The following is a 23,793-nucleotide window of genomic DNA, read 5'->3' on the forward strand; positions in this document are numbered from 1 at the left end:
GTAACTTTTTTTCAACCTCAGCGACATACTGTTATAATGAATTTCTAATTTAATTCTGAAAGCAATATGAGCAATAGAAGAAACTGGTTAAAACAAATCGGATTAGGTACAATAGGATTAGGTTTTTGTCAATTTGAGGCATTTGCCAATCCTCCATTAGAAAATTACATCCCTCCAAGTTCAGACAAATCTCCTATTTTATTACGGTCGAATGAAAATCCCTACGGACCTTCTCCACTAGCTCGCCTTGCCATGCAAAAAAGCATCAACAACAGCAATCGATATGGCTGGAATGCTTCAGAAGAACTAATTTCATTAATTGCTAAGAAAAACAATGTTTCAGATAATAATATTCTATTGGGCGCTGGTTCAACAGAAATTTTAGATTTAGTACTTCAATATACTGCTTTAAAAAAGGGTAATTTTATACTTGCCGAAACCACTTTCGATTATTGGACATTTCCTTCTGAAAAATTAGGATCTAAAAAAATCACAGTTCCGTTAACTGCTGATAAAAAGCATGACTTAACAGCAATGTTAAAAACAATCGATTCAGATACTAAAATGATTTACATCTGTAATCCTAATAATCCAACGGGAACAATCTGCGATAGAGAACATTTAGTCTCTTTTGTAAAAGAAGCTTCTAAAAAAGCAATTGTTTTTGTTGATGAGGCTTATATCGATTTTACAAACGAGCAATCACTAAGCAATCTTGTAATTGAGAACAAGAATTTAATAATCACTAAAACTTTCTCAAAAATGTACGGTTTAGCCGGTGCGCGTATAGGTTATGCTGTTGCAAACTCTTCGACAATTGAAGAACTCAGTATTTTAAAATCATCTCCTAACTTATCCATCAGCGTGGTAACAACGGCTGCGGCGATTGCATCTTTAAATGATGAAAAATTTATTCGAGAAGTATCTTCTTTAAATGAAGAAGTAAAGAAATACACCATAGAACAACTTACTCGATTGGGCTTAACCTGCATTCCGTCTTATTCTAATTTTATTTATTTTTCTTTAGAGAATTACAAAAAGGATTACTTTAAACAATTGGAGAACAACAATATTATAGGAACAAAGATTTATGAGGAAAACGGAAAATGGACAAGAATTACAATAGGAACTATGAAAGAAATGCAGCAATTTATTGAAGCCATAAAATAAAAATTATCAAAAAAGTCTTTTTACAGAAAATCTGTTCAAATAAATTATAATCGTTACTTTTGAACTCAGAATTTTTCCGAAGTTTCGGAACTCAAAAAAGCCTTTTATTTATGGAAATCCAATCCAATTTTTCTTTAAAAAACTACAATACTTTTGGCATCGAAGCCAAAGCAAAAAAATTTGTTGCCGTTCATTCAATTGCTGAATTAAAAACCATTTTGGCAGCAAACAAAAATGAGGAAAAGTTCATTTTAGGCGGAGGAAGCAATATGCTTTTGACTAAAGACATTGAAGCGCTGGTTATTCATATTGATTTAAAAGGAAAAAAAATCATAAAAGAAGATGATGATTTTGTTTGGGTCGAAAGTCAGGCTGGCGAGACTTGGCATGATTTTGTACTTTGGACAATCGACAACAATTTTGGAGGTCTAGAAAATATGTCTTTAATTCCTGGAAATGTCGGCACAACTCCAGTACAGAATATTGGTGCTTACGGAACCGAAATCAAAGATACTTTTGTTTCTTGCGAAGCGATGAATATTGCAACTCAGGAAATGAAAACTTTTACTAATGCTGAGTGTAATTTTGGATACCGCGAAAGCATTTTTAAAAATGAGGTAAAAGATCAATTCATCATTACTTCGGTTATTTATAAATTGACCAAACGCAATCATAAAATCAATACTTCTTATGGCGATATTTTAGCTGAATTGGCTAAAAAAAACATTACTGAACCAACTTTGAAAGAGGTAAGTAATGCTGTAATTGCCATTAGACAAAGTAAATTACCTGATCCAAAAGAACTGGGAAACAGCGGAAGTTTTTTTAAAAACCCCATTTTATTAAAATCTGATTTTGAGAAAATTCACCAAAAATTCCCTGACATGAAGTTTTATGAAGTTTCTGACACCGAAGTAAAAGTTCCTGCTGGATGGCTTATTGAACAAGCTGGCTTAAAAGGAAAACGTTTTGGAGAAGCTGGAGTTCATAAAAATCAAGCTTTAGTTCTGGTAAATTATGGCAACGCAACTGGGCAGGAAATTTTAGCCGTTTCAAAAGAAGTTCAAAAAACAGTTTTTGAGATTTTTGGAATTCATATTGAAGCGGAAGTAAATGTGATTTAATTTCTTTTTGCCATTAAATTCGTGAAAATTCGTGAAATTCGTGGCGATAAACCAAACACAATATGTACACTCCTGATTTATACAAAAACGAAAATCCAGAAGAAATCAGAGCTTTTCTAAAAGAAAATAGTTTTGGAATTCTGATTAATCAAACTAACGGAAAATTGTGTGCAACTCATATTCCGATAGAACTTGAAACCAACTCTGATGGAAAAGAAATTTTGCAGGGACATATTTCAAAACTAAATCCTCAAGCAGAAGGTTTTGCAGCAAACGATCAGATTCTAGCGGTGTTTACAGGACCGCACAGTTATATATCTTCGTCTTGGTACGATCATGAAAATGTACCAACTTGGAATTACATAGCCGTACATGTTTATGGAAGAATTAAAATTGTTGACTACGAAACTTCGGTAGAACAGTTAAAAAAACTAGTTGATAAATACGAAGCAAATTCAGAAAATCCTATTAGAGTTGAAGACTTATCTGCTAAAACAATGCGTGAAGCTCGAGGAATTTTTGGTTTTGAAATAGAAATTGACGAAATTCAGGCAACTAAAAAATTGTCGCAAAATAGAGACGATCATAATTATAAAAACATAATTTCGGAATTAGAAAAGACTGAAAACCCTCAGTCTATTGCTATTGCAAAGGAAATGCTGAAATGCCGAAAGTAAATGATTTTTAATCATTGAAATTTACTAATTCATAACTACCTTTGTACTCGCAAAATTTCAGATATTAATAGACATTAAAACCATATGCTTATAACTTTATTTTACTTCTTTATTGCTATTGTTTTTATTCAAGTTTTCTACTACTTAGGAATTTTTGGAAAGTTTGCATTCGCTAAACCTCAAAATATTACACCAAAAAGAATTCCGGTTTCAGTTATTGTCTGCGCAAAAAATGAAGAAGAAAACGTAAAGAAATTTATCCCATTATTAGCTGAACAAAATTATCCTGATTTCGAAATTGTTTTGATTGATGACGCTTCAAGTGATGAAACTTTAGAAGTTTTTGAAGAATTTGAAAATCTATATCCTAATATTCGTTTGGTTAAAGTAAAAAACAACGAAGCTTTTTGGGGAAATAAAAAATATGCTTTGACATTAGGAATTAAAGCCGCAAAAAAAGATTATTTATTGTTTACTGATGCTGATTGCTACCCAACTTCAAAAGAATGGATAACAGCAATGACTTCGCAATTTACAATGAACAAAACTATTGTTTTAGGATACGGAGGTTACGAAAAAATAGAACGTTCATTATTAAATAAAATCATTCGTTTTGAGACTGTTTTAACTGCGGTTCAATATTTTTCATGGACTAAAGCAGGATTTCCATATATGGGAGTTGGAAGAAATTTAGCTTATAAAAAAGACGAGTTTTTTAATGTAAATGGTTTTATTGATCATATACAAGTTCGTTCCGGCGATGATGATTTATTTATTAATCAGGCTGCAAACAAATCAAACACGACCATTTCTTATACTCCAGAAAGTTTTACTTATTCTAAACCAAAGGAATCGTACAAAGAATGGTTTACCCAAAAAAGAAGACACGTTTCTACAGCTGAATATTATAAATTTTTCGACAAGTTTCAGTTGGGGATTTTCTTCTGCTCGCAATTGTTTTTCTTTTTATCTGTCATTATTCTGCTTGCTTTCCAATTTCAATGGATTGCAGTCTTGGCAATTCTTGCAACCCGCTACACCATAGTTTGGACTGTTATTGGGTTCTCTGCAGGAAAATTAAAAGAAAATGATATTAAAATTTGGTTTCCAGTGCTTGAAATAGCGCTTATATTCACGCAAATTAATATCTTTATATCTAATATCTTTTCAAAACCTGTATATTGGAAATAAATTCTAAAATAGAAAAAGCAAAAAAAGGCGATCAAGCCGCCTTTACTTTTTATTAGATTATTATTGGAATGAAGTTTACAGCTTCATGCTTAAACGAACAGAAAACGAAACTACTGCCGAAGATATTACGATAGAAACCTTTTCTAAAGCGTTTGACAAAATTGCTTCTTACAATTCTGAATTTCAATTTAACACTTGGCTGATTGCAATTGCAAAAAACGTCTACATTGATTTATTGCGTAAAAAGAAAACCAACCTTTTTATAGAAATTACCGATGCCGAAGATCAGCAGGCTTATAATATTGCTGACACTACTCTCTCTGCTGAAGACGCTTTAATTAACGAGCAAAACCTGTCTCGACTGCTTCTGTGCATTAAAGAATTAAAACCTCATTATCAAGAAGTAATTCAACTGCGTTATTTTCAAGAAATGACGTATCAGGAAATTGCCAGTAAAATAGATGAACCTTTAAGTAATGTTAAAGTAAAAATACTTCGTGCTAAAAAATTGTTAGCAGAAATCATTAATCGTAATAGATAATTTACTATCTTTAAGAAAAGAATAACACATTATCTGGTTTTTTCTTAAAAAAATTACTTTAACACACTAAAACAACAACTTCTGCGTTGTTTGTCAAAACCCTAATTCTTATCGCGTATGATTTAAAGTTACTTAACCTTAAAACCCAAAAATCATGTCTAAATTAAGCATCTATGAAAACAAGTGGATTGATCTTGTTTTCGAAAACAAAAACAAAGAGTACGGCGCGTATCAATTACGCCAAGAGAATTCTAAAACTACTATTACAGCACTATTCATGGGACTGTTGTTACTAGCAGCCTTAGGAAGCGTATCGATGCTGATTAATAAATTTAGGACACATGATCCTGTCGAGGCAACACCAATTACAGAGCCATTGGTAGTTGTACAAGTCAATACAGAACCTATTAAGGTACAGCCTGAACCTCCTGCACCAATCGCACCTCCTCAGCAAACTGCTGCAACACCAGTTACTGAAGCTTTGCAATTGACAAATCCGGTTGTTACTTCAGCTGCTCAAGCGACACCAGAAATTGCTACAAATGCTAACAATGTTCCAATTGTAGAAAACACTACAGGAACTGGAACTAGCGTCAATGTTTTACCAGGAACTGGCTCAGCAAACACAGGAACTTCTGAACCAGTTGATAACGGAAACGGCATTGTGAACACAAGTGTTTTAGACAAAATGCCAGAATTTCCAGGTGGAATGGCAAAATTTTATGCCTATGTTGGAAACAACTTTAACAGACCAGAATTGGATGCTGAAAAAACTTTACGAGTGTATGTTTCATTTGTAATTGAAAAAGATGGTTCAATTACAGACATCCTAGTAAAAAACGATCCAGGTTACGGAATGGGAAAAGAAGCAATTAGAGTTTTAAAATCATTAAAAACAAAATGGACTCCGGGAATACTAAACGGTAAAGCAGTAAGAACTGCTTACAACCTCCCGATAACAATAAAAACAGAAGCAGAATAAAAATAGAAAAGCAGAATTTAGGTTCTGCTTTTTTTATGCTTTTTCTTCAAAACTGAAACGTTTACCGAACTAAACATATTCTATTTTTTCTACTTTTACGACTCCTAATCATAAATACAATAATCACCGTAAAAACTAAAAAAATGGGAATATTTTCAGCCCTTATGGGTAATGCAGGTACTGTCACTCAGGACGATTTACTTAAAAAGTATGGTCAGTTATTAACTGATAATGAAGAAATTGAAATGGGTTTTAAACTAATCCGTGATACTTTTATCTTTACAAACAAAAGATTAATCTTAGTTGACGTACAAGGATTAACAGGAAGTAAAACCGAATATAAATCTATTGCTTACAAAAGCATCACTCGTTTCAGCGTAGAAACTGCTGGGACTTTTGACCTTGATGCTGAATTAAAAATATGGGTTTCAAGCGAACTGAATCCAAGTATCGTTAAACAGTTTAACAAATCTGTAAATGTTTACGACGTACAAAAAGTTTTAGCGCATCATGTTTTAGGCTAACAATAGTATACAAAAAAAGAGAACGGCAGATCATATATGATCTGCCGTTCTCTTTTTTAAACTAGAAATTATTATTTCTTTTTGGTTGTTGTTTTTTTGGTTGCAGCTGGCTTTTTAGTGGTTGCAGCTTTTGGAACCGTATTATCTATTTTTTGCTGCACATATGGTTTATACAAACCGTCTTTTTCAGCTCTTTTTTTCGCATCATCTGCTCTTTTCTTAGAATCTGGATGTGAGCTCATCATTTGATCAATAAAAGAAGCTTGAGCCCCTTCGCTCATTTTAGCCAAAATTCTAAACGCTGATTCTTCCGCATTTACATCATAACCATTTTTCTTCAAGAAATTATACGAAAATAAATCCGCTTCACTTTCTTGTTTACGGCTGTGTTTGCTGTCAATCATAGCGCTTCCGATTTTTCCTAACTGACTATCGGTTACTGAAGATATTTTTGCTGATTGAGAAGAAACTCCATCAATTACTGCTTCTTTTTGGTAAGCCGCACGCATTGCATCTCTAGAATCATTGTTAGCAACGTGACCAATTTCATGCCCAATTACAGCCAGCAATTCATTATCATCCATTATATCCATTAAACCTGAATATACACGCACACTTCCATCTGCAGTAGCAAAAGCATTGACATCTTTAACTTTGTATACTTTATAATTCAAAGTATATCCATCACCAGCAGTGTGTTTTCCAAACACTCTGTTTAATCGTAATGTATAACCATCTGTTGGACCAGCCACTTCATTTTCAGTATCTAATTTTGCGACTGCTTCTTTAGACAACGCCGCAGCATCAGCATTAGTCAATGTAAAAGCCGTCACTCCTTTTTGAACCGCTCCAATTGCTTTATCGCCTAAATTAATCTGCGCATTTGCTTTTGTAAATCCAAAAGCAGCAAACAAAACTCCTAATACAATAAATTTCTTTTTCATATCTCTAAACATAATTATTATTTAACAACAAATGTAGTACAAGAAAATACTATTTCATTTCACGAAAAGCTTGTTTTTTTTAACAAATTAAAGATATAAATTTTTGATGAGTTGTATAACGATCTAAAGCTATTATTAATAGTACTCAACGCTATAACAAAAAAACGGCAGATTCCCTAGAGAATCTGCCGTTTTTAGGTTTTATGAAAAATATTACTTTTTCTTTGTTGTCGTCTTTTTAGCCGGTGCTTTTGTTGCTGCTTTTGCTTTTACAGGTGCAGTATTATCAATTTTCTGCTGTACATAAGCTTTATACAAACCATCTTTTGTTGCTTTCTTTTTAGCGTCATCTGCTCTTTTACCAGAATCTGGATGCGAACTCATCATTTTAGTCATAAAAGAGGATTCAGCTCCTTCACTTAAATTTTGAAGAATTCTAAAAGCTGACTCTACCGCATTTACATCGTAACCATTCTTTTTCATAAAATCATACGAAAATGAGTCAGCTTGAGATTCTTGTTTTCTACTATGTTTGCTGTCGATCATTGCGCTTCCAATTTTTCCTAATTGAGATCCTGTAAGAGTCTCGATTTTTCCTGATTGTGATGAAGCAGCATCTAACAAAGCCTCTTTTTTATAAGCTGCCTTAATAGCATCTCTTGTGTCGTGATTAACTACGTGACCAATTTCATGCCCGATAACTGCAAGCAATTCATTATCATCCATAATATCCATTAAACCAGCAAATACACGAACACTTCCATCTGCACAAGCAAAAGCATTAATATCTCTAACCAAATAAACTTTATAATTTAAGTTAACGCCCTCAGTAGAAGTGTGCTTTCCAAATAAACGGTTTAATCGAATTGAATAACCATCTGCTGATTCGGCAACAGGATTGTTTGCATCTAATGCGGCGACTGATTCTTTAGCCAAAGCTGCCGCATCTGCATCGCTAAAAGTAAATCCTGAAACACCTTTGCCTAATGCTCCCATAGCTTTGTCTGAAAGTATTTGTGCATTCATCCCAGTAAAACTAAAAGCTGTAAGTAAAATTCCTAATACAATAACTCTCTTTTTCATGTTTTTTAAAACTTTAAATTAACAACAAAATTACTACAGCGTAAATTTTACATTGTCTTAAAACGCTAAATTTATAGCATAATAAGACAGAATTTAGTTTTAAAAAATAAAGCTAAAACATTAATTATGAATAAAAAACAAAGTAAACAACTTAAAACTTGAATTAATTATCTTACTTTTATTCTTTTACAAAAACAACCAAAACCATATTATTAAAATGATGAATAGAAACATTCTTTTTTTACTCTTAATTGCCTTTCAGGCTAATTCACAGAGCATAAAGGCAACTTATACAGAAAAAATACTTAAAACAATTGGAAAAGACAGCAGAAACAATTCTAATGAAATTAAACCTAAAACATTCACTTATTCTTATGCTGATAAAAAATCTATTACTGAACTAATCCCATCACAAAAATCATCTATTGATACTTCACATGTAGAAATTGGAGGGCGTAAACTTGAAACCTATCATCAAATTGTTCTTCCTACAATTAACATAACCTTTAAAGATTTAAATAACAAATCAATACGAAAAGAGTATACGATTAGCGGTAAAGATTTTAGTGCAGAAGATAAACTTACAGAGTATGAATGGACATTTGCAGATGAGAATACTATAATTAATGGATATACTTGTAAAAAAGCAACCTCAACAAAATCATTAGCTCCCATAACCGCTTGGTATGCTGAAGAAATACCAGTCAATGACGGACCAGGACTATATTGGGGATTACCAGGGTTAATACTAAAAGTAGAACTTGGAGATTATTCGGTTATTACTGTCGATAAAATTATAATTAGCAATGAAAATATTGAAATCAAAGAACCAGAAATTAAAACCAGACCCGTTTCTATTATTCAAATGTACAAGAACGTCAATACTTATCTAGATTCAATAAATCCTCTTGCAAAATATAAATAATATTTTGTCTTGATAAAACGCAATACTATAATCTTATTATCAACTTCCGTATCTTTGTACTTTGAATTATGATATATGGAAACAGTCATTGAAAATATACCACCTGGAAAACCTAAATGGTTGAAGGTAAAATTACCAATTGGACAAAAATATACTGAACTACGTGGTTTAGTCGATAAATACAGTTTAAATACGATTTGCACCTCTGGAAGCTGCCCAAATATGGGAGAATGCTGGGGAGAAGGCACTGCTACTTTTATGATATTAGGAAACATCTGTACTAGATCTTGTGGTTTTTGCGGTGTTAAAACCGGCAGACCAGAAACAGTAGACTGGGATGAACCTGAAAAAGTAGCTCGTTCTATAAAAATCATGAATATCAAACATGCTGTTATTACAAGTGTTGATAGAGATGATTTAAAAGACGGCGGCTCAATAATCTGGATTGAAACTGTAAAAGCGATTCGCAGAATGAATCCGAATACTACACTTGAGACTTTAATTCCAGATTTTCAAGGAATGGAAAGAAATCTTGATAGAATTGTGGAAGCAAATCCTGAAGTAGTTTCGCATAATGTTGAAACTGTTCGACGTTTAACTAGAGAAGTTCGTATTCAAGCAAAATACGATCGCAGTTTGGAAGTTTTGCGTTACTTGAAAGAAAAAGGAATAAACAGAACTAAATCAGGAATCATGTTAGGTCTTGGAGAAACGGAAGAAGAAGTTTTTCAAACTATGACCGACCTGCGAAATGCAAATGTTGATGTTGTTACTATTGGACAGTACTTACAACCAAGTAAAAAACATTTACCAGTAAAAGAGTTCATTACGCCTGAACAATTTGCTCGATATGAAAAATTTGGTCAAGAATTAGGTTTCAGACATGTAGAAAGCGGCCCGTTAGTTCGTTCTTCATACAAAGCACAAAAACACATATTATAAAAGGTTATTTGTTTAACTGTTTAATCGTTTAATCGCATTGATTAAACGATTAAACGGCTGAACGATTAAACAAATAATAAACAAAATATTGAAAACAAGAATTGCTATTAATGGTTTTGGAAGAATTGGAAGAAACTTATTCCGTCTGCTTCTAAACCACCCTGAAATTGAAGTTATTGCAATTAACGATATTGCTGATAACAAAACCATGTCGCATTTAATAAAATACGACAGCATACATGGTGTTTTGCCATTTAAGGTATCTCATGATGAAAATGGGATAATTGTTGACGATAGACACTTTTTATTTTTTCACGAAAAAAGCATTTCTAACTTAGACTGGAAAAGTCATTCTATCGACTTTGTTATAGAATCAACAGGAAAATATAAAACACACGAAGAATTAAATGCACACATAGAAGCTGGGGCAAAAAAAGTAATCCTTTCTGCTCCTTCTGAAGTAGACACAATAAAAACTGTTGTTTTAGGAGTAAATGAAACTATTTTGGACGGAACGGAAGACATTGTTTCAAATGCAAGCTGTACAACAAATAATGCAGCTCCGATGATAAAAATTATCGAGGAATTATGCGGAATTGAGCAAGCTTACATTACAACAATACATTCTTACACAACTGACCAAAGTCTTCACGACCAGCCACATAAGGATTTACGCCGTGCGAGAGGTGCAAGTCAGTCAATTGTTCCAACAACTACAGGTGCAGCTAAGGCATTAACAAAAATTTTTCCTAAATTGCATGAAAAAATAGGAGGATGTGGCATTCGTGTTCCAGTTCCTGACGGTTCATTGACCGACATAACGTTTAATGTAAAACGCGCTGTCAGTATTGACGAAATTAATAAAGCATTTGAAGAAGCCTCAAAAACAAATTTAAAAGGAATACTAGATTATACTGAAGATCCAATCGTTTCTGTTGACATAATTGGCAACACACATTCGTGCCTTTTTGATGCACAACTTACATCTGTTATTGATAAAATGGTAAAAGTTGTGGGTTGGTATGATAATGAAATTGGATATTCATCAAGATTAATAGATTTGATTTTACTGATAAGAAAAAAATAGAATTCATTGTAAAAGCATTGCAATACATGAAATACCACATTCTTATTCTGGTTTGTTTTTTTAATTCATTTTTGTATTCTCAAACTAAAAAGAATACGGATAGTGTTTCCTATTACAATAAACTCGCCAACAAAAATCTTAACAATAAAAAATACAATACTGCTGTTTTTTACACTAAAAAATCAATTGACTTTTGTGAAACACATCATCATACTCAAAATCTAGCCAATCAAACCTTTAAGCTTGGAAAAATATTTTACAATCAGCAAAAATATGACGAAGCTTTAAAAAATTTTCACAAAAGTGTTTCTTCATTTGACAGTGTAAAACCCAATTGCACAAAAATTTTGGCATTGCATTATATTGGTGCCGCAAACACAGCAATGGGCAACTACAAAACTGCCGATATATATTACGCAAAAGCTCAAGACCTTTTAAAAGAACTAGGAGTTATTGACAGCGCCGAAGTTCTCAGCTATCAAAAAGCAATGGCTTTTAAGTCAAATCAAAACTTACGATTAGCGGCTAAGACATTACAAAAAATCACCAAAAAACCTGATAATCCTGCAATTTTAAAAACAAAAAGCAGTTCTTACTATCAGCTGGGACTAATTGAAAGCGCACTTAAACGAAATGATTCTGCCATAATTTATTTTGATAAAGCACTAGATTATAATGCGATGATAAATGATCTTCCGCAAAAATCTAAAATTGTTTTAGCTATAAGTCAGTATTATAAAAAAAATAGAAACTTTGATCTTGCTTATTCTTATTTAGATGAACATTATCAACTAGAAAACTACATTTTAAAATTAAAAAATGCTAAAATTGATTTTAATGAATATCAGAAATTCAAAAAAAATCAATCTTTAAACAACAGCATAAAACGTGAAAGCGAAGAAAAAATTCAATTAAAAACCTATCGCTATTCTAAGTTGGTCAGTATTTTGGCAATTGCTTTAATTTCTATTTTATCGCTTTTGAGTTTAGCTTTATACAAAAACAACATTATTCGAAATCAAAACAACCTTCTTTTACGAGAAAAAAACAAAGAGTTAATTCTAGCCAAAAACAAAGCCGAAAAAGCTTCAAAAGCAAGATCAGAATTTTTATCAACAGTAAGTCATGAACTTCGTACACCGCTGAATGCGATCAATGGAATCACTCATTTATTACTCGAAGACGATCCAAAAGAAACGCAGCTAAAATACTTAGAATCCTTAAAATTCTCAGGAAACTACCTTACCACTTTTATCAACGAAATTCTTGAAATTAATAAAATCGATTCTACTAAAGTCGAAGTTGAAAGTATCAGTTTTAATTTAAAAGAGCTTCTTTTTAATATTCAAAGTTCTTTAAAAGAATTGGCTACTGCCAATAAAAATTATTTCAATCTTGAGATAGACAAATCAATTCCTGACAATTTAATTGGCGATCCTACTAAATTGTCTCAAATTATATTGAACTTAATCAACAATGCGCTAAAATTCACTCAAAACGGAAATGTAAATGTAATTGCAAAATTATACGCTGAGGAAGATGATACGGCAACGGTTTATTTTGAAATTGTTGATACTGGAATTGGAATTCCTGAAGATAAATTGCAAACTGTTTTTGAGAGTTTTTCGCAAGGTTCAATAGAAGTAAATCGAAAATATGGAGGAACTGGTCTTGGGCTTACTATTGTAAAAAAACTAATTGAACTTTTGGGCGGCGAAATAAAACTAAAAAGTGAAGTTGGGAAAGGATCTACTTTTACTTTTAAATTAGATTTTAAAATTAACAAAGAACCTTTGGAGGTCGTACAAGAAGAAAAAACATACGACGATTCTCAATTACAGCACAAATCGATTTTACTGATTGAAGACAATAAAATCAATCAGATGATTACTCGAAAAATGCTGGAGAATAAAGCTATAACCTGCGAAATCATCGATAACGGAGAAGAAGCTGTCGAGCTTTTAAAAGTAAAGCGTTTTGATATGATCTTAATGGATGTTCATTTGCCTGGCATTAACGGAACAACAGCAACGCAGCAAATTAGAGAGTTTGACAAAACAACTCCTATTATTGCGTTGACTGCGATTTCGCTTGACGAAAACAGAGACATGCTTTTATCTTACGGAATGAATGATGTTATTACAAAACCATTTGTTCCAGATGAATTTTACAGCACTATCGCCAAGTTTTTTTAAAGCAAAAACTTAATATTCTATAATCAAGTTTTTTATCAAAGCTCTTACTTGAGGTTCTGCCATTTTTGCAGCTTCAAGAACTTCGTCATGAGAGATTGTATCTATACTTTCCTCGTTACCCATATCCGTAATTACTGAGATTCCAAAAGTTTCTACATCCAAATGGCGTGCTACAATAACTTCTGGCACAGTTGACATTCCTACGCAGTCTGCTCCAAGAATTTTAACCATTTTATATTCAGCCAAAGTTTCAAAAGTTGGTCCCTGCAAACCAAAATAAACCCCATCATGAATTTCGATATTCAATCTTGATGCAATTTCTTTTGTTTTGGCAATCATTTTTCGAGAATAAGGCTCACTCATATTTACAAATCGTGGTCCAAAACGTTCATCGTTTTTACCACGCAAAGGATGTTCCGGTGCAAAATTGATATGATCTTTAATAATAACAATCGAACCTACTTTGTAAGCTGCGTTTACTCCTCCCGATGCATTTGAAACTAATAGTTTATTAACTCCTAAAAATTTCATTACACGAACCGGAAACGTAACTTCTTCCATCGTGTATCCTTCATAAAAATGAAAACGACCTTGCATCGCAACTACTTTTTTATCGCCAATAGTTCCAAAAACCAACGCACCTTTGTGTCCTTGAACTGTAGACACAGGAAAATTAGGAATTTCATCATACGGTAACGTAAATGCTATTTCGATATCATTTGTAAAACCGCCTAAACCCGACCCCAAAATCACTCCATATTCTGGTGTAAATTGTGTTTTTGATTTTATATAACTAACTGTTTCTTGAACTTTTTCCCACATAATTTAAAATTGTTTTATCAAAATTATTCTGCTCCCTGATGAAAGAACTTTTTATAGGCAAATAAAATAATTGCGATACAATACCAGTGTCCTTTAAACGAACATAATCCTTCTCGGTTGTAATAATTTTATGTTTTTTTGCTTTCTCAGCAATTGTTATAATATCTTTTTCTGTAAAATGATGATGATCTGGAAATGTTAGACATTCATCATCTTTAGATTTTAAAAAATCAAAAAAGGGTTTTGGTTTTGCAATTCCAGCCAAAAGCAACTTTCTTTCCTCTTTAATTTCCTCTACTGCTAATTTCTCTGTTCTTGAATAAACACAATCATCATAATCTATAAAGGTAAAATATAATTCTTGTGAAGCTTCTAGTTTTAACTTTCTTCTAATATTTTCCTGTTCAGATTCATCCAAATTAGAAGGGCATTTTGTAATTATAACAATATTGGCTCTTTTTGCTCCGCTTCTAGCCTCACGCAGATTTCCTGTTGGCAGCATAAAATCATCCGCATATAAATCGCCATATGAAGTAAGCAAAATGTAAAACCCAGCTTTTACTTTACGGTGTTGATAAGCGTCATCAAGCAAAATTATTTCTGGCTTTTCTTTTTGCGAAAGCAATTGAGTAATTCCGTTTGTACGATTTGCATCAACAGCAACCTGCACATTTGGAAATTTTTGATAAAACTGAAACGGTTCATCACCAAGTATTGAGGCATTAGAATTTTCATCTGCTAAGACAAATCCTTCTGACTGACGTTTATAACCACGACTTAAAGTCGCCACTTTATATTTACTTGATAATAATCGAATCAAATACTCAATTTGAGGTGTTTTGCCGGTTCCTCCTACACTTAAATTTCCAACCGCAATAACAGGAATATCAAATGAAGTCGATTTAAGAATTCCTTTATCAAAAAGAAAATTTCTAATTGATGTGATTAATCCATACAAAATTGCGAAAGGGAAAAGTATTTTTCGAAGTATATTCATTTTACGAAAGTATAATTTTTTTCGTTAATTTGTTTTATGAATTTGTTTCAGATTTTGCACTTCAAGTTTTCCCAAACGGCATAAAACTTAAAGACTGAAACCTGAAACTTGAAACAAAAAGCAATAATGAAAATCAAAGAAATAGTATTAGTTCTAGAAGAAATGGCGCCTTTGGCTTACGCCGAAGATTTTGATAATGTGGGTCTTTTAGTTGGAAATACTGAAACCGAAAGCACTGGTGTTTTAGTCTGTCATGATGCTTTAGAAACTGTCATTGACGAAGCTATTGCAAAAAACTGCAATCTGGTAGTTTGTTTTCATCCTATTTTATTTTCTGGAATCAAAAAAATAACGGGGAAAAATTATGTTGAACGCGCGATTTTAAAAGCAATCAAAAATGACATTGCTATTTATGCCGTTCATACTGCATTAGACAATCATTCTGCAGGCGTTAATAAAATTTTCTGTGATGCTTTGGGATTAACCAATACGAAAGTTTTGATACCGAAACAAAATTTCATTCAAAAATTAGTAACCTATACTACTCCAGATAATTCTGAAAAAGTTCGAAATGCCATGTTTGAAGCCGGCGCAGGAACTATTGGTAATTATGATAATTGCAGTTTTAACACTGAAGGTTTTTTTACTTTTAAAGGAAACGAAGACAGCAATCCTGTAATTGGAGAAAAAGGAAAATTACATACTGGAACGGAAATAAAAATTGAAGTTGTTTTTGAAAAACATTTGCAGTCTAAAATTCTTAAAGCACTATTAGCGAATCATATCTACGAAGAAGTCGCATATGAAATTTACGATCTTCAGAATTCACATCAAAATATTGGTTTGGGAATGATTGGCGAGTTTGAAACTGAAATGAATGAAAAAGATTTTCTTCCTTTTGTAAAAGAAAAAATGATCGCTGACGGAATACGTCATTCTGCTTTTTTAGGGAAGAAAATAAAAAAAGTAGCCGTTCTAGGCGGTTCAGGAAGCTTTGCCATAAAAAATGCAATTAATGCTGGAGCGGATGCTTTTTTGACTGCTGATTTAAAATACCATCAGTTTTACGAAGCTGAAAATCGATTACTTTTAGCAGATATTGGTCATTTTGAGAGCGAACGCTATACAAAAAACTATATTGTTGATTATCTTCGAAAAAAAATCCTTAATTTTGCCATCATTTTATCAGAAGAAAATACAAATCCAGTTAAGTACTTATAGAATATGGCGAATACGAAAGAATTAAGTGTTGAGGACAAGTTAAGAGCAATATACGATTTACAGCTTATTGACTCTAGAATTGACGAAATCAGAAACGTACGAGGTGAGCTTCCTTTAGAAGTGGAAGATTTAGAAGATGAAGTTGCAGGTTTAAGCACGCGTTCAGAGAAACTGAAAAGTGAACTTGAAGTAATTGAGGAGCAAATCAAGTCTAAGAAAAATGGTATTGATGAGCATAAAGAGGTTATCAAAAAATACACAAAACAACAAGAATCAGTTCGTAATAACAGAGAATTTAATTCTTTGACTAAAGAGGTTGAATTTCAAGAATTAGAAATTCAATTGGCTGAAAAGCAAATCAAAGAAATGAAAGCTTCTATCGAGCATAAAAAAGAAGTTATATCTAACTTAAAAGAAAAGCTTGACGCAAAAAGTTCTCATTTAAAACATAAAAAATCTGAACTTGACGCTATCATGGCAGAAACTCAAAAAGAAGAAATTTTCTTATCTGAGAAATCTGCTGAGTATTCAAGCCAAATCGAAGACAGATTATTAGCAGCTTATACAAGAATCAGAACTAGTGTTCGTAATGGTTTAGCAGTAGTTTCTATCGAAAGAGGAGCTTCAGCAGGATCATTCTTTACTATTCCACCGCAAACTCAAGTTGAGATTGCTTCTAGAAAAAAAATCATTACTGATGAGCACTCTGGAAGAATTTTAGTTGACAGCGCATTAGCTGAAGAAGAAAAAGAAAAAATGGAACAATTGTTCTCAAAATTCTAAATAGAAGTCCCGATTTAATCGGGACTTTTTTTTATATCTTTTTTTCGCCGCGACCCGAGTGACAACGAATAGGCGAAGCAATTACACTAATTTTCACTAATTTTTAATTTGTTTCTAAATGGAATAAAAATTCGTGCTAAATTTGTGTAATTCGTGGCGAAACTTTTTTAGATCGATTCCCGAATATTATTTTACCACTAAATTATTTATTTTGGGAATCAAAAAAGGAATCCGTTTTATTACTTTAAAATCTGTTGGGCAATACATTAACTTTTTAAGCTATGTTCGTCCTCAAAAAGCCGTTGAGCTTTCTTATGCCCTTTTTAGTCAACCTCGAATAGGAAGATTACAAAAAGAAGCTCTTCCAAAAATTTTGCGACATACGGAAACGGAAACTTTTAACCTTAACGAACATCATTTTCAAACTTATATCTGGAAAGGAAACGAAACTAAAATCTTATTAGTTCATGGCTGGGAAAGCAATGCTTCGAGATGGAAAAAAAACGCTTCCGCATCTTCAAAAGTCAGGAAGTACTATTATTGCTATCGACGCTCCTGCTCACGGTCAAAGCAGCGGTAAAGAATTTAATGTTCCGCTTTATGCCGAATTTATAAACAAAGCGGTAGAAAAATACAAGCCGACAATTATAATTGGCCACTCGATTGGCGGTGCAGCCTGCGTGTATCACCAATACTTATTTCCGAATACCAGCATAAATAAAATGGTTATTCTGGGAGCTCCATCAGACTTAAAAACATTAATCGATAATTATATCTCAATGTTAAGCTTGAATACTAAAATGTTTTCACTTTTAGAAAGTAAATTTTTAGATCGATTCAATTTTAAGCTTGAAGATTTTTCAGGACAAAAATTTGCTTCAGAATTTAATGTTGAGGGTTTTATTGCGCATGACACTTCAGATGATGTCGTTGCTTTTGCAGAAGGAAAAAAAATTCACAGTAACTGGAAAAACAGTCAATTTATAGAAACCAAAGGTTTAGGCCACGGAATGCACGATGATGCATTGTACAACAAAGTAATTGAGTTTCTTTTTTCTGAAGGTTCAAAGTAACAGAGGCTCAAAGGAACAGGGTTTTAAAAAAAAATCTAAAATTAAAATGATAGCAGTGATTTTTGAAGTTATTCCTAACGAAGGAAAAAAAGAAGAATATTTAGATATTGCAGCAAAACTGCGTCCGGAATTAGACCACATCGAAGGTTTTATCTCAATAGAACGCTTTCAGAGCATTAGTAATCCTGAAAAGGTTTTGTCATTGTCTTTTTGGAAAGACGAAGAAAGTATTCAGCAATGGAGAAATCTTGAAATGCATCGTCACGCACAGGCAAAAGGACGTAATGAAGTTTTTAAAGATTATCATTTAAGAATTGCAACTGTTGTTCGTGATTACGGAATGTTTGATCGAAAAGAAACTCCAGAGGACAGTTCTCAATTTCATTCTTAGTAAAGGTTCAAAGTTGCAGAGGTTCAGAGGGACAAAGTTTTTTTTAGTGAATAAAGTAATCCACTTTGCGTGTCATTTTGAAAGAAAAAAATCCGCTTAAATCCGCGTCTTTTCGAAGCAAATCCGTGTCATCCGTGTTCTATAAAACGTTTGTAAAGATTTCGTTCCTCAAAAAAATAAGATTGTGTAAAATTTACATTCCAACAATCTAAAGTCTGAAGTCTAACAATCTAAGAAGTCCTAAATTTTGCCTATTTTTGCAGTATGGAAGAGAATTTAAAACGTTTGAATAAATTTATTGGCGAAACTGGCTATTGTTCGCGTCGTGAAGCTGATAAACTTATAGAGGAAGGACGTGTTACAATAAATGGTGCTGTACCTGAAATGGGAACTAAAGTTTCACCTGATGATGAAGTACGCATTGACGGAAAACTAATTGTTGAAAAGCACGAAAAACTGGTTTATTTAGCATTCAACAAACCTGTTGGAATTGAATGTACCACTAATCTTGAAGTTCGAAATAACATTGTTGATTACATCAATTATCCTAAACGTATTTTTCCAATCGGGAGGTTGGATAAAGCCAGTGAAGGCCTAATTTTTATGACCAATGACGGCGATATTGTAAACAAGATTTTACGCGCTAGAAACAATCACGAAAAAGAATATACGGTTACAGTAAACAAACCTATCACAGACCGTTTTATTCAGCGAATGGGAAATGGTGTTCCTATTTTAGATACTGTTACTAAAAAATGTAAAGTAGAACAAATTAGTAAATACACTTTCAAAATCATTCTAACGCAGGGATTAAACCGTCAGATTAGAAGAATGGCGGAATATTTAGGCTATGAAGTTACAGCTCTTAAACGTATCAGAATCATCAATATTTCTTTGGACATTCCGGTTGGCAGATACCGCGACTTGACTGATGATGAAATCAAAGAATTAAATCAGTTAATTGAACCTTCTAGTAAAACTGAAGAAGCAAGTTTACCAAAAGTTGAAACTCCAAATAAACCTTCAAATAGAAGAACAACCTTTATTTCTAAACACGATCCTAGATTTAAGAAAAGAGGAGAAAACTAAATACAAAATCCCATACGTTCTAACATATGGGATTTTTTGTTTCTATTTACTTTTTATCCAAAAATTCATAATACAATGCTTTAGATAAAAAGTCTTCATTCTGATAATTCAAAATCGATTCTTCTCTTAGGCCTTCTGAATATTTTCCGTTTAAATTATTTTTCTCGAAATAGTCACGGCGAGCATCATCATTAAAATTCAATTCACTTAAAAAAACCGGCTCTACTCCTTTATTTACCGAAATATTGTAATTGGTTATAAGATTTCCCCAATTCACAAAACTGCAAACTAAAATTGTTCCGTAGAAATACCAAACCATTTGATTGACTAAGTAAGCATTTGTTTTTTGTTTTGTAATTTTTAAAAAAGTATAAACTAAACCTATAATTGCCAAAATTAAAAAAGCGTAAACTCCTAAACGTTTATATGTTAATCCAAAAGAAGAAACATACTCTGAGTTTTTTATAATAGTACTAACAATCAAAACTGCATTTAGAATAATCCAGACTTTAGCGAGTTTTTTTAATGATGTTGCTTCTTCATCAAAATTGAATCCGCCTTTGAAATAAAACAGAATTACACCAACGGCCATCAAAATTGAAAAAATCACAGCATTTACACGTTCGTGTGTATCAGCGCTTAAATTTGCTTTATCCGCAACTTCAAAAAACTGCTCGTAATTGTATGTTCCAATAAAAATTAAAAGCAAAATATTAAGCAGTACCAAAGTGATTACACCACTCTTTCTTTCGAAATCAAGATCTAAAAATGAAAATGTACTTTGGCTCTTTACTTCAGAAATATCAGTAAACTCATTGTTTAACTTTGGATTAAATTCATAACAAGCATCTGGAACCCAATAATTCCAAAAACTAAATGAAATATAAAACCCAAGTATGGTAATTAAGATTAACTGAAAAATATTAATATCTAAAGTATAATCTGTAAACAATGAAGAGAAATGTGCACTTCCGAAAGAATAAACGATAAAAAACAATCCCAAAAAGACGACTGGAATAACAACAAAGGCTACTAATTTCTTAGCAAAATCGTTGTGAATTTTTCGCTCAGGAAGCCATTGACTAAAGATAAAAATACGCCCAATTGAAGTAAATCCGTTTAAAAAAATTAACGGAAAGATCTGTACTATTTTAAGTTCTCCGTCCTGAGTTTTAAACTGTAAAAAAAGAATTGAAAATGCTAAAGCAAAAAAAGAAGCTGCATCTCCATACCACGCAAAAGCGAAACATGATAAGATTGATGTGATTACCAAAATTAAATGCGATCTATCAACAAACTTCTCTTGAAAGAAGTAACTAGTTAACAATGTTAAAATTACACCAAAAATACCAATATTAACTCCTGGATTTTGATTGTAAAAAAGTAAAGTAAAGATTACTGTACAAACTAAAATAATTTGATGTTTTTTCATGATTAATTTTTTAAAAGTACTTTGTGTTTCAAAGTAATTAGACAAAAAAAATATAGTTATTACGATTTCATTAATTTCTCGAGGTAAGAAAGGTGTTCTTTGAACGCCGCGCGGCCAAGCGGTGTTACTTGATAAGATGTTTTAGGCTTTTTGCCCACAAATTCTTTCTTAACTTCGATATACTGTGACTTTTCTAATGCAGAGGAATGACTTGCTAAATTACCATCGGTGATATTTAAAAGCGTTTTCATCTCGGTAAAATCTACCCAGTCGTTAACCATCAGAACGGACATAATACCCAGTCTGACACGGCTTTCAAAATCTTTATTTAATTTATCAATAATTCCCATTAGGTTATTTGTATTTTTTGAACATCACTAATCCGTATACAATATGCAGGATTCCAAATCCAATGATCCAAAATATCAATCCATATCCAATATAAAAAAGCGAAATACATCCTAAAACAAGTTCAGAAAAACCTAAATACTTTATGTCTGAGAAAGTATATTTTTCTGCATTTACAACTGCAAGTCCATAAAATATCAAAGTCGATGGTGCAACTAAACCATAATTTCCATGATACATTAAAGCTAGACAAAATATACCTCCCACAGTAAGCGGAACAGCAAGATTAAACAGCATATTTTTTGTTGCAGATGTCCAAATTGGCAAATTGTATTTTCGGCTTTTTCTGATTGTAAAAAAGGCTCCAAATACAAAAGCGCAGACTAATATTACGATTCCTGTCAAAAACAAATGAGAAACTAGACTGCCTGAAAGCAAAATATGCTCATCTGTAAAATACTCAATCCCATTAAGCTTAAATAGCTGATACACATATAATCCTCCTATCAAGGCTGAAAGTCCAGCAAAGACTCCCGAAAGTCCGCTTAAGGATATAAATCTTGAAGAACGCTCCATCATGGAACGAATGTGTGCTAAATCTTCTTGGTGTTTCTGATTCATAATAAAAGTACTTTGCAGTACAAAGTTATTGTTTATTTTGAATTGGCAAGTAAAAAGTATAAAATATTTTCGAAAATAATGTAGATTCCTTAAAAGTTTTGAAAGCTATACAAGAAAACACAAGGTCTTAGTAAGGTGCGTGAGGGATAGAAATAAGCTGCCGAAGCAGCATGGATAGCCCGACCGTATTTGCACAAAGGCGCTCATAAGCTTAAAGATTGGAGCGCCTTTTTGTAAATATGGTCACGCCCAATGCGCAAAACGAAAAATGCCTATTCTTACGAACAGGCATTTATATTATTTTCAATTCTTAAATTCTAAAACCATCTTTTCTTTTTGAACAAAAACACGCCAAAAGCTGAAAATAAAAATGAAACAAAAAGAATAATCCAGATACCGTATTTGCTTTCTTCTAAACCATTTGGCACGTTCATTCCATATACACTAGCAATTAGGGTCGGAATCACAAGGATGATAGAAATTGAGGTCATCTGTTTCATAATATCATTCATATTATTAGAAATTACAGATGCATAAGCATCCATCATTCCAGTTAAGATGTTACTATAAATATTGGCTGTATCTTGTGCCTGGCTTAATTCGATTTCTACATCTTCTAACAAATCCGGATCGTAGCTTGCTTTATACGCTCGCAGATTTTTTATACGATGAAACAAAACATCGTTTGCTTTTAATGAGGTAATGAAAAAAACCAAACATTTCTCGATTTGGAGTAATGCCTGCAATTCTTCATTTTTTATTGACTTCTCTAAATTATCTTCGGCTAGTTTTATTTTCTGATTAATCTGTTTTAGGTATTTTAAGTACCAAACACTTGATGACAATAACAATCTTAGAACCCAATCTAAATTGTCTTTGACTTGAATGTTTTTACGTCGTGAATACAACATAAAATCATATATTATTTCTGTTTTGTAAAACGTAATTGTAACGCAAACATCGTCTTTGAAAATTACGCCAAGCGGAATGGTTTGAAAAGGAAGTTTAATATCGTTACTTTTTATAGGAACACGCATGATAATAAGCGTCCAGCCGTCTTCAATTTCTATACGGGGTCTTTCATCGATATCCTCTATATCATTGTAAAAAGCTTCGGGAATTTGAAGTTCTTCGAGTAAGTATTTTTTTTCTGCTTCTGATGGATCTTCAATATTAATCCAGCAGTTTGGAGTCCATTTTGAGACTTCTAGTAATCCGTTGTCATTCGTGTAAAAGGCTTTCATTTCAAAATACGGGGTGTTATCACAGCATTTTGAAATTTTCAAAAAGCTGCTTTTAATTTAATACTAACGAATAATAATCGTCCATTTGGGCTTGTGTTTTTTAAGTGATGCAAAAGTATCCTTTATTTTTAAGAACGAAAACTTTAAACTATTAATTCTATATTAAAATGGATCTTTGCGTAGATTTTAAACACATAGAAACATAGATTTTGTAACTGTAAAAAAGTCATTTCACTTTATTTAAATAAACATAGCTGGAGTCCGAGTAAACTATGTGAAAGAAATTTGTTTCTCTTTTGCATTTCTTTTTTGAAAATTAAATTCTATAATTCCATGTGTTTAAAAAAATTAATGCAATAAAAAAAGCCTGTTCTATATAGAACAGGC

General features: G+C 32.4%; 22 protein-coding genes and 2 pseudogenes. 16 read left to right on the forward strand and 8 right to left on the reverse strand.

Features of this window, described 5'->3' with window-relative positions:
* The first annotated feature begins 66 nt into the window (after positions 1–66).
* From hisC to BOW55_RS13650, 7 genes and pseudogenes are all read left to right on the forward strand, one after another.
* Complete coding sequence (gene hisC / locus BOW55_RS13620; protein WP_129024564.1) at positions 67–1,170, forward strand: histidinol-phosphate transaminase; 1,104 nt, start codon at positions 67–69, stop codon at positions 1,168–1,170.
* A gap of 110 nt (positions 1,171–1,280) precedes the next feature.
* A complete protein-coding gene (gene murB / locus BOW55_RS13625) occupies positions 1,281–2,294 on the forward strand; it encodes a UDP-N-acetylmuramate dehydrogenase (RefSeq protein WP_129024565.1) in 1,014 nt (337 codons plus the stop codon).
* Positions 2,295–2,356: 62 nt separating this feature from the next.
* Complete coding sequence (locus tag BOW55_RS13630) at positions 2,357–2,971, forward strand: FMN-binding negative transcriptional regulator (protein WP_129024566.1); 615 nt, start codon at positions 2,357–2,359, stop codon at positions 2,969–2,971.
* Positions 2,972–3,055: 84 nt separating this feature from the next.
* Complete coding sequence (locus tag BOW55_RS13635; RefSeq protein ID WP_129024567.1) at positions 3,056–4,162, forward strand: glycosyltransferase; 1,107 nt, start codon at positions 3,056–3,058, stop codon at positions 4,160–4,162.
* Positions 4,153–4,703: pseudogene (locus tag BOW55_RS13640) on the forward strand (RNA polymerase sigma factor). Before BOW55_RS13635 ends, BOW55_RS13640 begins: the two are co-directional and overlap by 10 nt.
* Positions 4,704–4,857: 154 nt before the next feature.
* Positions 4,858–5,685: an energy transducer TonB gene (locus BOW55_RS13645; RefSeq protein WP_129024568.1), complete on the forward strand. Its 828-nt coding sequence runs from the start codon at positions 4,858–4,860 to the stop codon at positions 5,683–5,685.
* 143 nt (positions 5,686–5,828) lie between these two features.
* Positions 5,829–6,209, forward strand: a complete 381-nt coding sequence (locus BOW55_RS13650) for a PH domain-containing protein (RefSeq protein WP_089055871.1) — start codon at positions 5,829–5,831, stop codon at positions 6,207–6,209.
* Positions 6,210–6,280: 71 nt separating this feature from the next.
* On the opposite strand, the gene BOW55_RS13655 is transcribed toward BOW55_RS13650, so the two are convergent.
* Complete coding sequence (locus tag BOW55_RS13655) at positions 6,281–7,153, reverse strand: M48 family metalloprotease (protein ID WP_129024569.1); 873 nt, start codon at positions 7,151–7,153, stop codon at positions 6,281–6,283.
* Between the two features lie 213 nt (positions 7,154–7,366).
* Positions 7,367–8,236 carry a M48 family metalloprotease gene (locus BOW55_RS13660; RefSeq protein ID WP_129024570.1) on the reverse strand — a complete coding sequence of 290 codons (870 nt, stop codon included), beginning with the start codon at positions 8,234–8,236 and terminating at the stop codon, positions 7,367–7,369.
* A gap of 217 nt (positions 8,237–8,453) precedes the next feature.
* On the opposite strand from BOW55_RS13660, the gene BOW55_RS13665 reads away from it, so the two are divergent.
* From BOW55_RS13665 to BOW55_RS13680, 4 genes are all read left to right on the forward strand, one after another.
* The gene (locus BOW55_RS13665) at positions 8,454–9,161 is read left to right on the forward strand and encodes a GLPGLI family protein (RefSeq protein ID WP_129024571.1); all 708 of its coding nucleotides are present in this window, start codon (positions 8,454–8,456) and stop codon (positions 9,159–9,161) included.
* A gap of 75 nt (positions 9,162–9,236) precedes the next feature.
* On the forward strand, positions 9,237–10,103 hold the full coding sequence (gene lipA, locus BOW55_RS13670; protein ID WP_129024572.1) for a lipoyl synthase: 867 nt from the start codon (positions 9,237–9,239) through the stop codon (positions 10,101–10,103).
* Positions 10,104–10,191: 88 nt separating this feature from the next.
* A complete protein-coding gene (gap, locus tag BOW55_RS13675) occupies positions 10,192–11,190 on the forward strand; it encodes a type I glyceraldehyde-3-phosphate dehydrogenase (RefSeq protein WP_129024573.1) in 999 nt (332 codons plus the stop codon).
* A gap of 26 nt (positions 11,191–11,216) precedes the next feature.
* Positions 11,217–13,385 (forward strand): ATP-binding protein, encoded by a 2,169-nt coding sequence (locus BOW55_RS13680; protein ID WP_129024574.1) that lies wholly within the window; start codon positions 11,217–11,219, stop codon positions 13,383–13,385.
* Between the two features lie 9 nt (positions 13,386–13,394).
* Here the strand turns inward: BOW55_RS13680 and BOW55_RS13685 are convergent, their stop codons facing one another.
* Together BOW55_RS13685 and lpxK are read right to left on the reverse strand one after the other, a co-directional pair.
* Positions 13,395–14,207, reverse strand: a complete 813-nt coding sequence (locus BOW55_RS13685; RefSeq protein WP_129024575.1) for a purine-nucleoside phosphorylase — start codon at positions 14,205–14,207, stop codon at positions 13,395–13,397.
* On the reverse strand, positions 14,179–15,204 hold the full coding sequence (gene lpxK / locus BOW55_RS13690) for a tetraacyldisaccharide 4'-kinase (protein WP_129024576.1): 1,026 nt from the start codon (positions 15,202–15,204) through the stop codon (positions 14,179–14,181). The genes BOW55_RS13685 and lpxK overlap by 29 nt, the downstream gene beginning before the upstream one ends.
* Positions 15,205–15,330: 126 nt before the next feature.
* Here lpxK and BOW55_RS13695 point away from each other — a divergent pair, with 126 nt between their 5' ends.
* From BOW55_RS13695 to rluF, 5 genes and pseudogenes are all read left to right on the forward strand, one after another.
* Positions 15,331–16,425 (forward strand): Nif3-like dinuclear metal center hexameric protein, encoded by a 1,095-nt coding sequence (locus BOW55_RS13695; protein WP_129024577.1) that lies wholly within the window; start codon positions 15,331–15,333, stop codon positions 16,423–16,425.
* Between the two features lie 3 nt (positions 16,426–16,428).
* Positions 16,429–17,208: a zinc ribbon domain-containing protein gene (locus BOW55_RS13700; RefSeq protein WP_089055864.1), complete on the forward strand. Its 780-nt coding sequence runs from the start codon at positions 16,429–16,431 to the stop codon at positions 17,206–17,208.
* Between the two features lie 211 nt (positions 17,209–17,419).
* Positions 17,420–18,281, forward strand: a pseudogene (locus BOW55_RS13705) (alpha/beta fold hydrolase).
* Positions 18,282–18,327: 46 nt separating this feature from the next.
* Entirely contained in the window at positions 18,328–18,672 is a 345-nt protein-coding gene (locus tag BOW55_RS13710; protein WP_129024578.1) for an antibiotic biosynthesis monooxygenase, read from the forward strand.
* Positions 18,673–18,936: 264 nt separating this feature from the next.
* Complete coding sequence (rluF, locus tag BOW55_RS13715) at positions 18,937–19,761, forward strand: 23S rRNA pseudouridine(2604) synthase RluF (RefSeq protein ID WP_129024579.1); 825 nt, start codon at positions 18,937–18,939, stop codon at positions 19,759–19,761.
* 46 nt (positions 19,762–19,807) lie between these two features.
* On the opposite strand, the gene BOW55_RS13720 is transcribed toward rluF, so the two are convergent.
* From BOW55_RS13720 to BOW55_RS13735, 4 genes are all read right to left on the reverse strand, one after another.
* Positions 19,808–21,193, reverse strand: a complete 1,386-nt coding sequence (locus BOW55_RS13720) for a DUF4173 domain-containing protein (protein WP_129024580.1) — start codon at positions 21,191–21,193, stop codon at positions 19,808–19,810.
* Between the two features lie 59 nt (positions 21,194–21,252).
* Entirely contained in the window at positions 21,253–21,543 is a 291-nt protein-coding gene (locus BOW55_RS13725) for a transcriptional regulator (protein ID WP_089055859.1), read from the reverse strand.
* 4 nt (positions 21,544–21,547) lie between these two features.
* Positions 21,548–22,162: a hypothetical protein gene (locus BOW55_RS13730; protein WP_129024581.1), complete on the reverse strand. Its 615-nt coding sequence runs from the start codon at positions 22,160–22,162 to the stop codon at positions 21,548–21,550.
* A 317-nt stretch (positions 22,163–22,479) separates the two neighbouring features.
* Positions 22,480–23,448 carry a magnesium transporter CorA family protein gene (locus BOW55_RS13735; protein ID WP_241686561.1) on the reverse strand — a complete coding sequence of 323 codons (969 nt, stop codon included), beginning with the start codon at positions 23,446–23,448 and terminating at the stop codon, positions 22,480–22,482.
* Between the last annotated feature and the right edge of the window lie 345 nt (positions 23,449–23,793).

Source organism: Flavobacterium sp. YO12 (assembly GCF_004119495.1).
GTDB lineage: Bacteria > Bacteroidota > Bacteroidia > Flavobacteriales > Flavobacteriaceae > Flavobacterium.

Coding starts and splice junctions, on each gene's coding strand:
- hisC (WP_129024564.1), top strand. CDS start 67: ATGAGCAATAGAAGAAACTGGTTAAAACAAATCGGATTAGGTACAATA.
- murB (WP_129024565.1), top strand. CDS start 1,281: ATGGAAATCCAATCCAATTTTTCTTTAAAAAACTACAATACTTTTGGC.
- BOW55_RS13630 (WP_129024566.1), top strand. CDS start 2,357: ATGTACACTCCTGATTTATACAAAAACGAAAATCCAGAAGAAATCAGA.
- BOW55_RS13635 (WP_129024567.1), top strand. CDS start 3,056: ATGCTTATAACTTTATTTTACTTCTTTATTGCTATTGTTTTTATTCAA.
- BOW55_RS13645 (WP_129024568.1), top strand. CDS start 4,858: ATGTCTAAATTAAGCATCTATGAAAACAAGTGGATTGATCTTGTTTTC.
- BOW55_RS13650 (WP_089055871.1), top strand. CDS start 5,829: ATGGGAATATTTTCAGCCCTTATGGGTAATGCAGGTACTGTCACTCAG.
- BOW55_RS13655 (WP_129024569.1), bottom strand. CDS start 7,153: ATGAAAAAGAAATTTATTGTATTAGGAGTTTTGTTTGCTGCTTTTGGA.
- BOW55_RS13660 (WP_129024570.1), bottom strand. CDS start 8,236: ATGAAAAAGAGAGTTATTGTATTAGGAATTTTACTTACAGCTTTTAGT.
- BOW55_RS13665 (WP_129024571.1), top strand. CDS start 8,454: ATGATGAATAGAAACATTCTTTTTTTACTCTTAATTGCCTTTCAGGCT.
- lipA (WP_129024572.1), top strand. CDS start 9,237: ATGGAAACAGTCATTGAAAATATACCACCTGGAAAACCTAAATGGTTG.
- BOW55_RS13680 (WP_129024574.1), top strand. CDS start 11,217: ATGAAATACCACATTCTTATTCTGGTTTGTTTTTTTAATTCATTTTTG.
- BOW55_RS13685 (WP_129024575.1), bottom strand. CDS start 14,207: ATGTGGGAAAAAGTTCAAGAAACAGTTAGTTATATAAAATCAAAAACA.
- lpxK (WP_129024576.1), bottom strand. CDS start 15,204: ATGAATATACTTCGAAAAATACTTTTCCCTTTCGCAATTTTGTATGGA.
- BOW55_RS13695 (WP_129024577.1), top strand. CDS start 15,331: ATGAAAATCAAAGAAATAGTATTAGTTCTAGAAGAAATGGCGCCTTTG.
- BOW55_RS13700 (WP_089055864.1), top strand. CDS start 16,429: ATGGCGAATACGAAAGAATTAAGTGTTGAGGACAAGTTAAGAGCAATA.
- BOW55_RS13710 (WP_129024578.1), top strand. CDS start 18,328: ATGATAGCAGTGATTTTTGAAGTTATTCCTAACGAAGGAAAAAAAGAA.
- rluF (WP_129024579.1), top strand. CDS start 18,937: ATGGAAGAGAATTTAAAACGTTTGAATAAATTTATTGGCGAAACTGGC.
- BOW55_RS13720 (WP_129024580.1), bottom strand. CDS start 21,193: ATGAAAAAACATCAAATTATTTTAGTTTGTACAGTAATCTTTACTTTA.
- BOW55_RS13725 (WP_089055859.1), bottom strand. CDS start 21,543: ATGGGAATTATTGATAAATTAAATAAAGATTTTGAAAGCCGTGTCAGA.
- BOW55_RS13730 (WP_129024581.1), bottom strand. CDS start 22,162: ATGAATCAGAAACACCAAGAAGATTTAGCACACATTCGTTCCATGATG.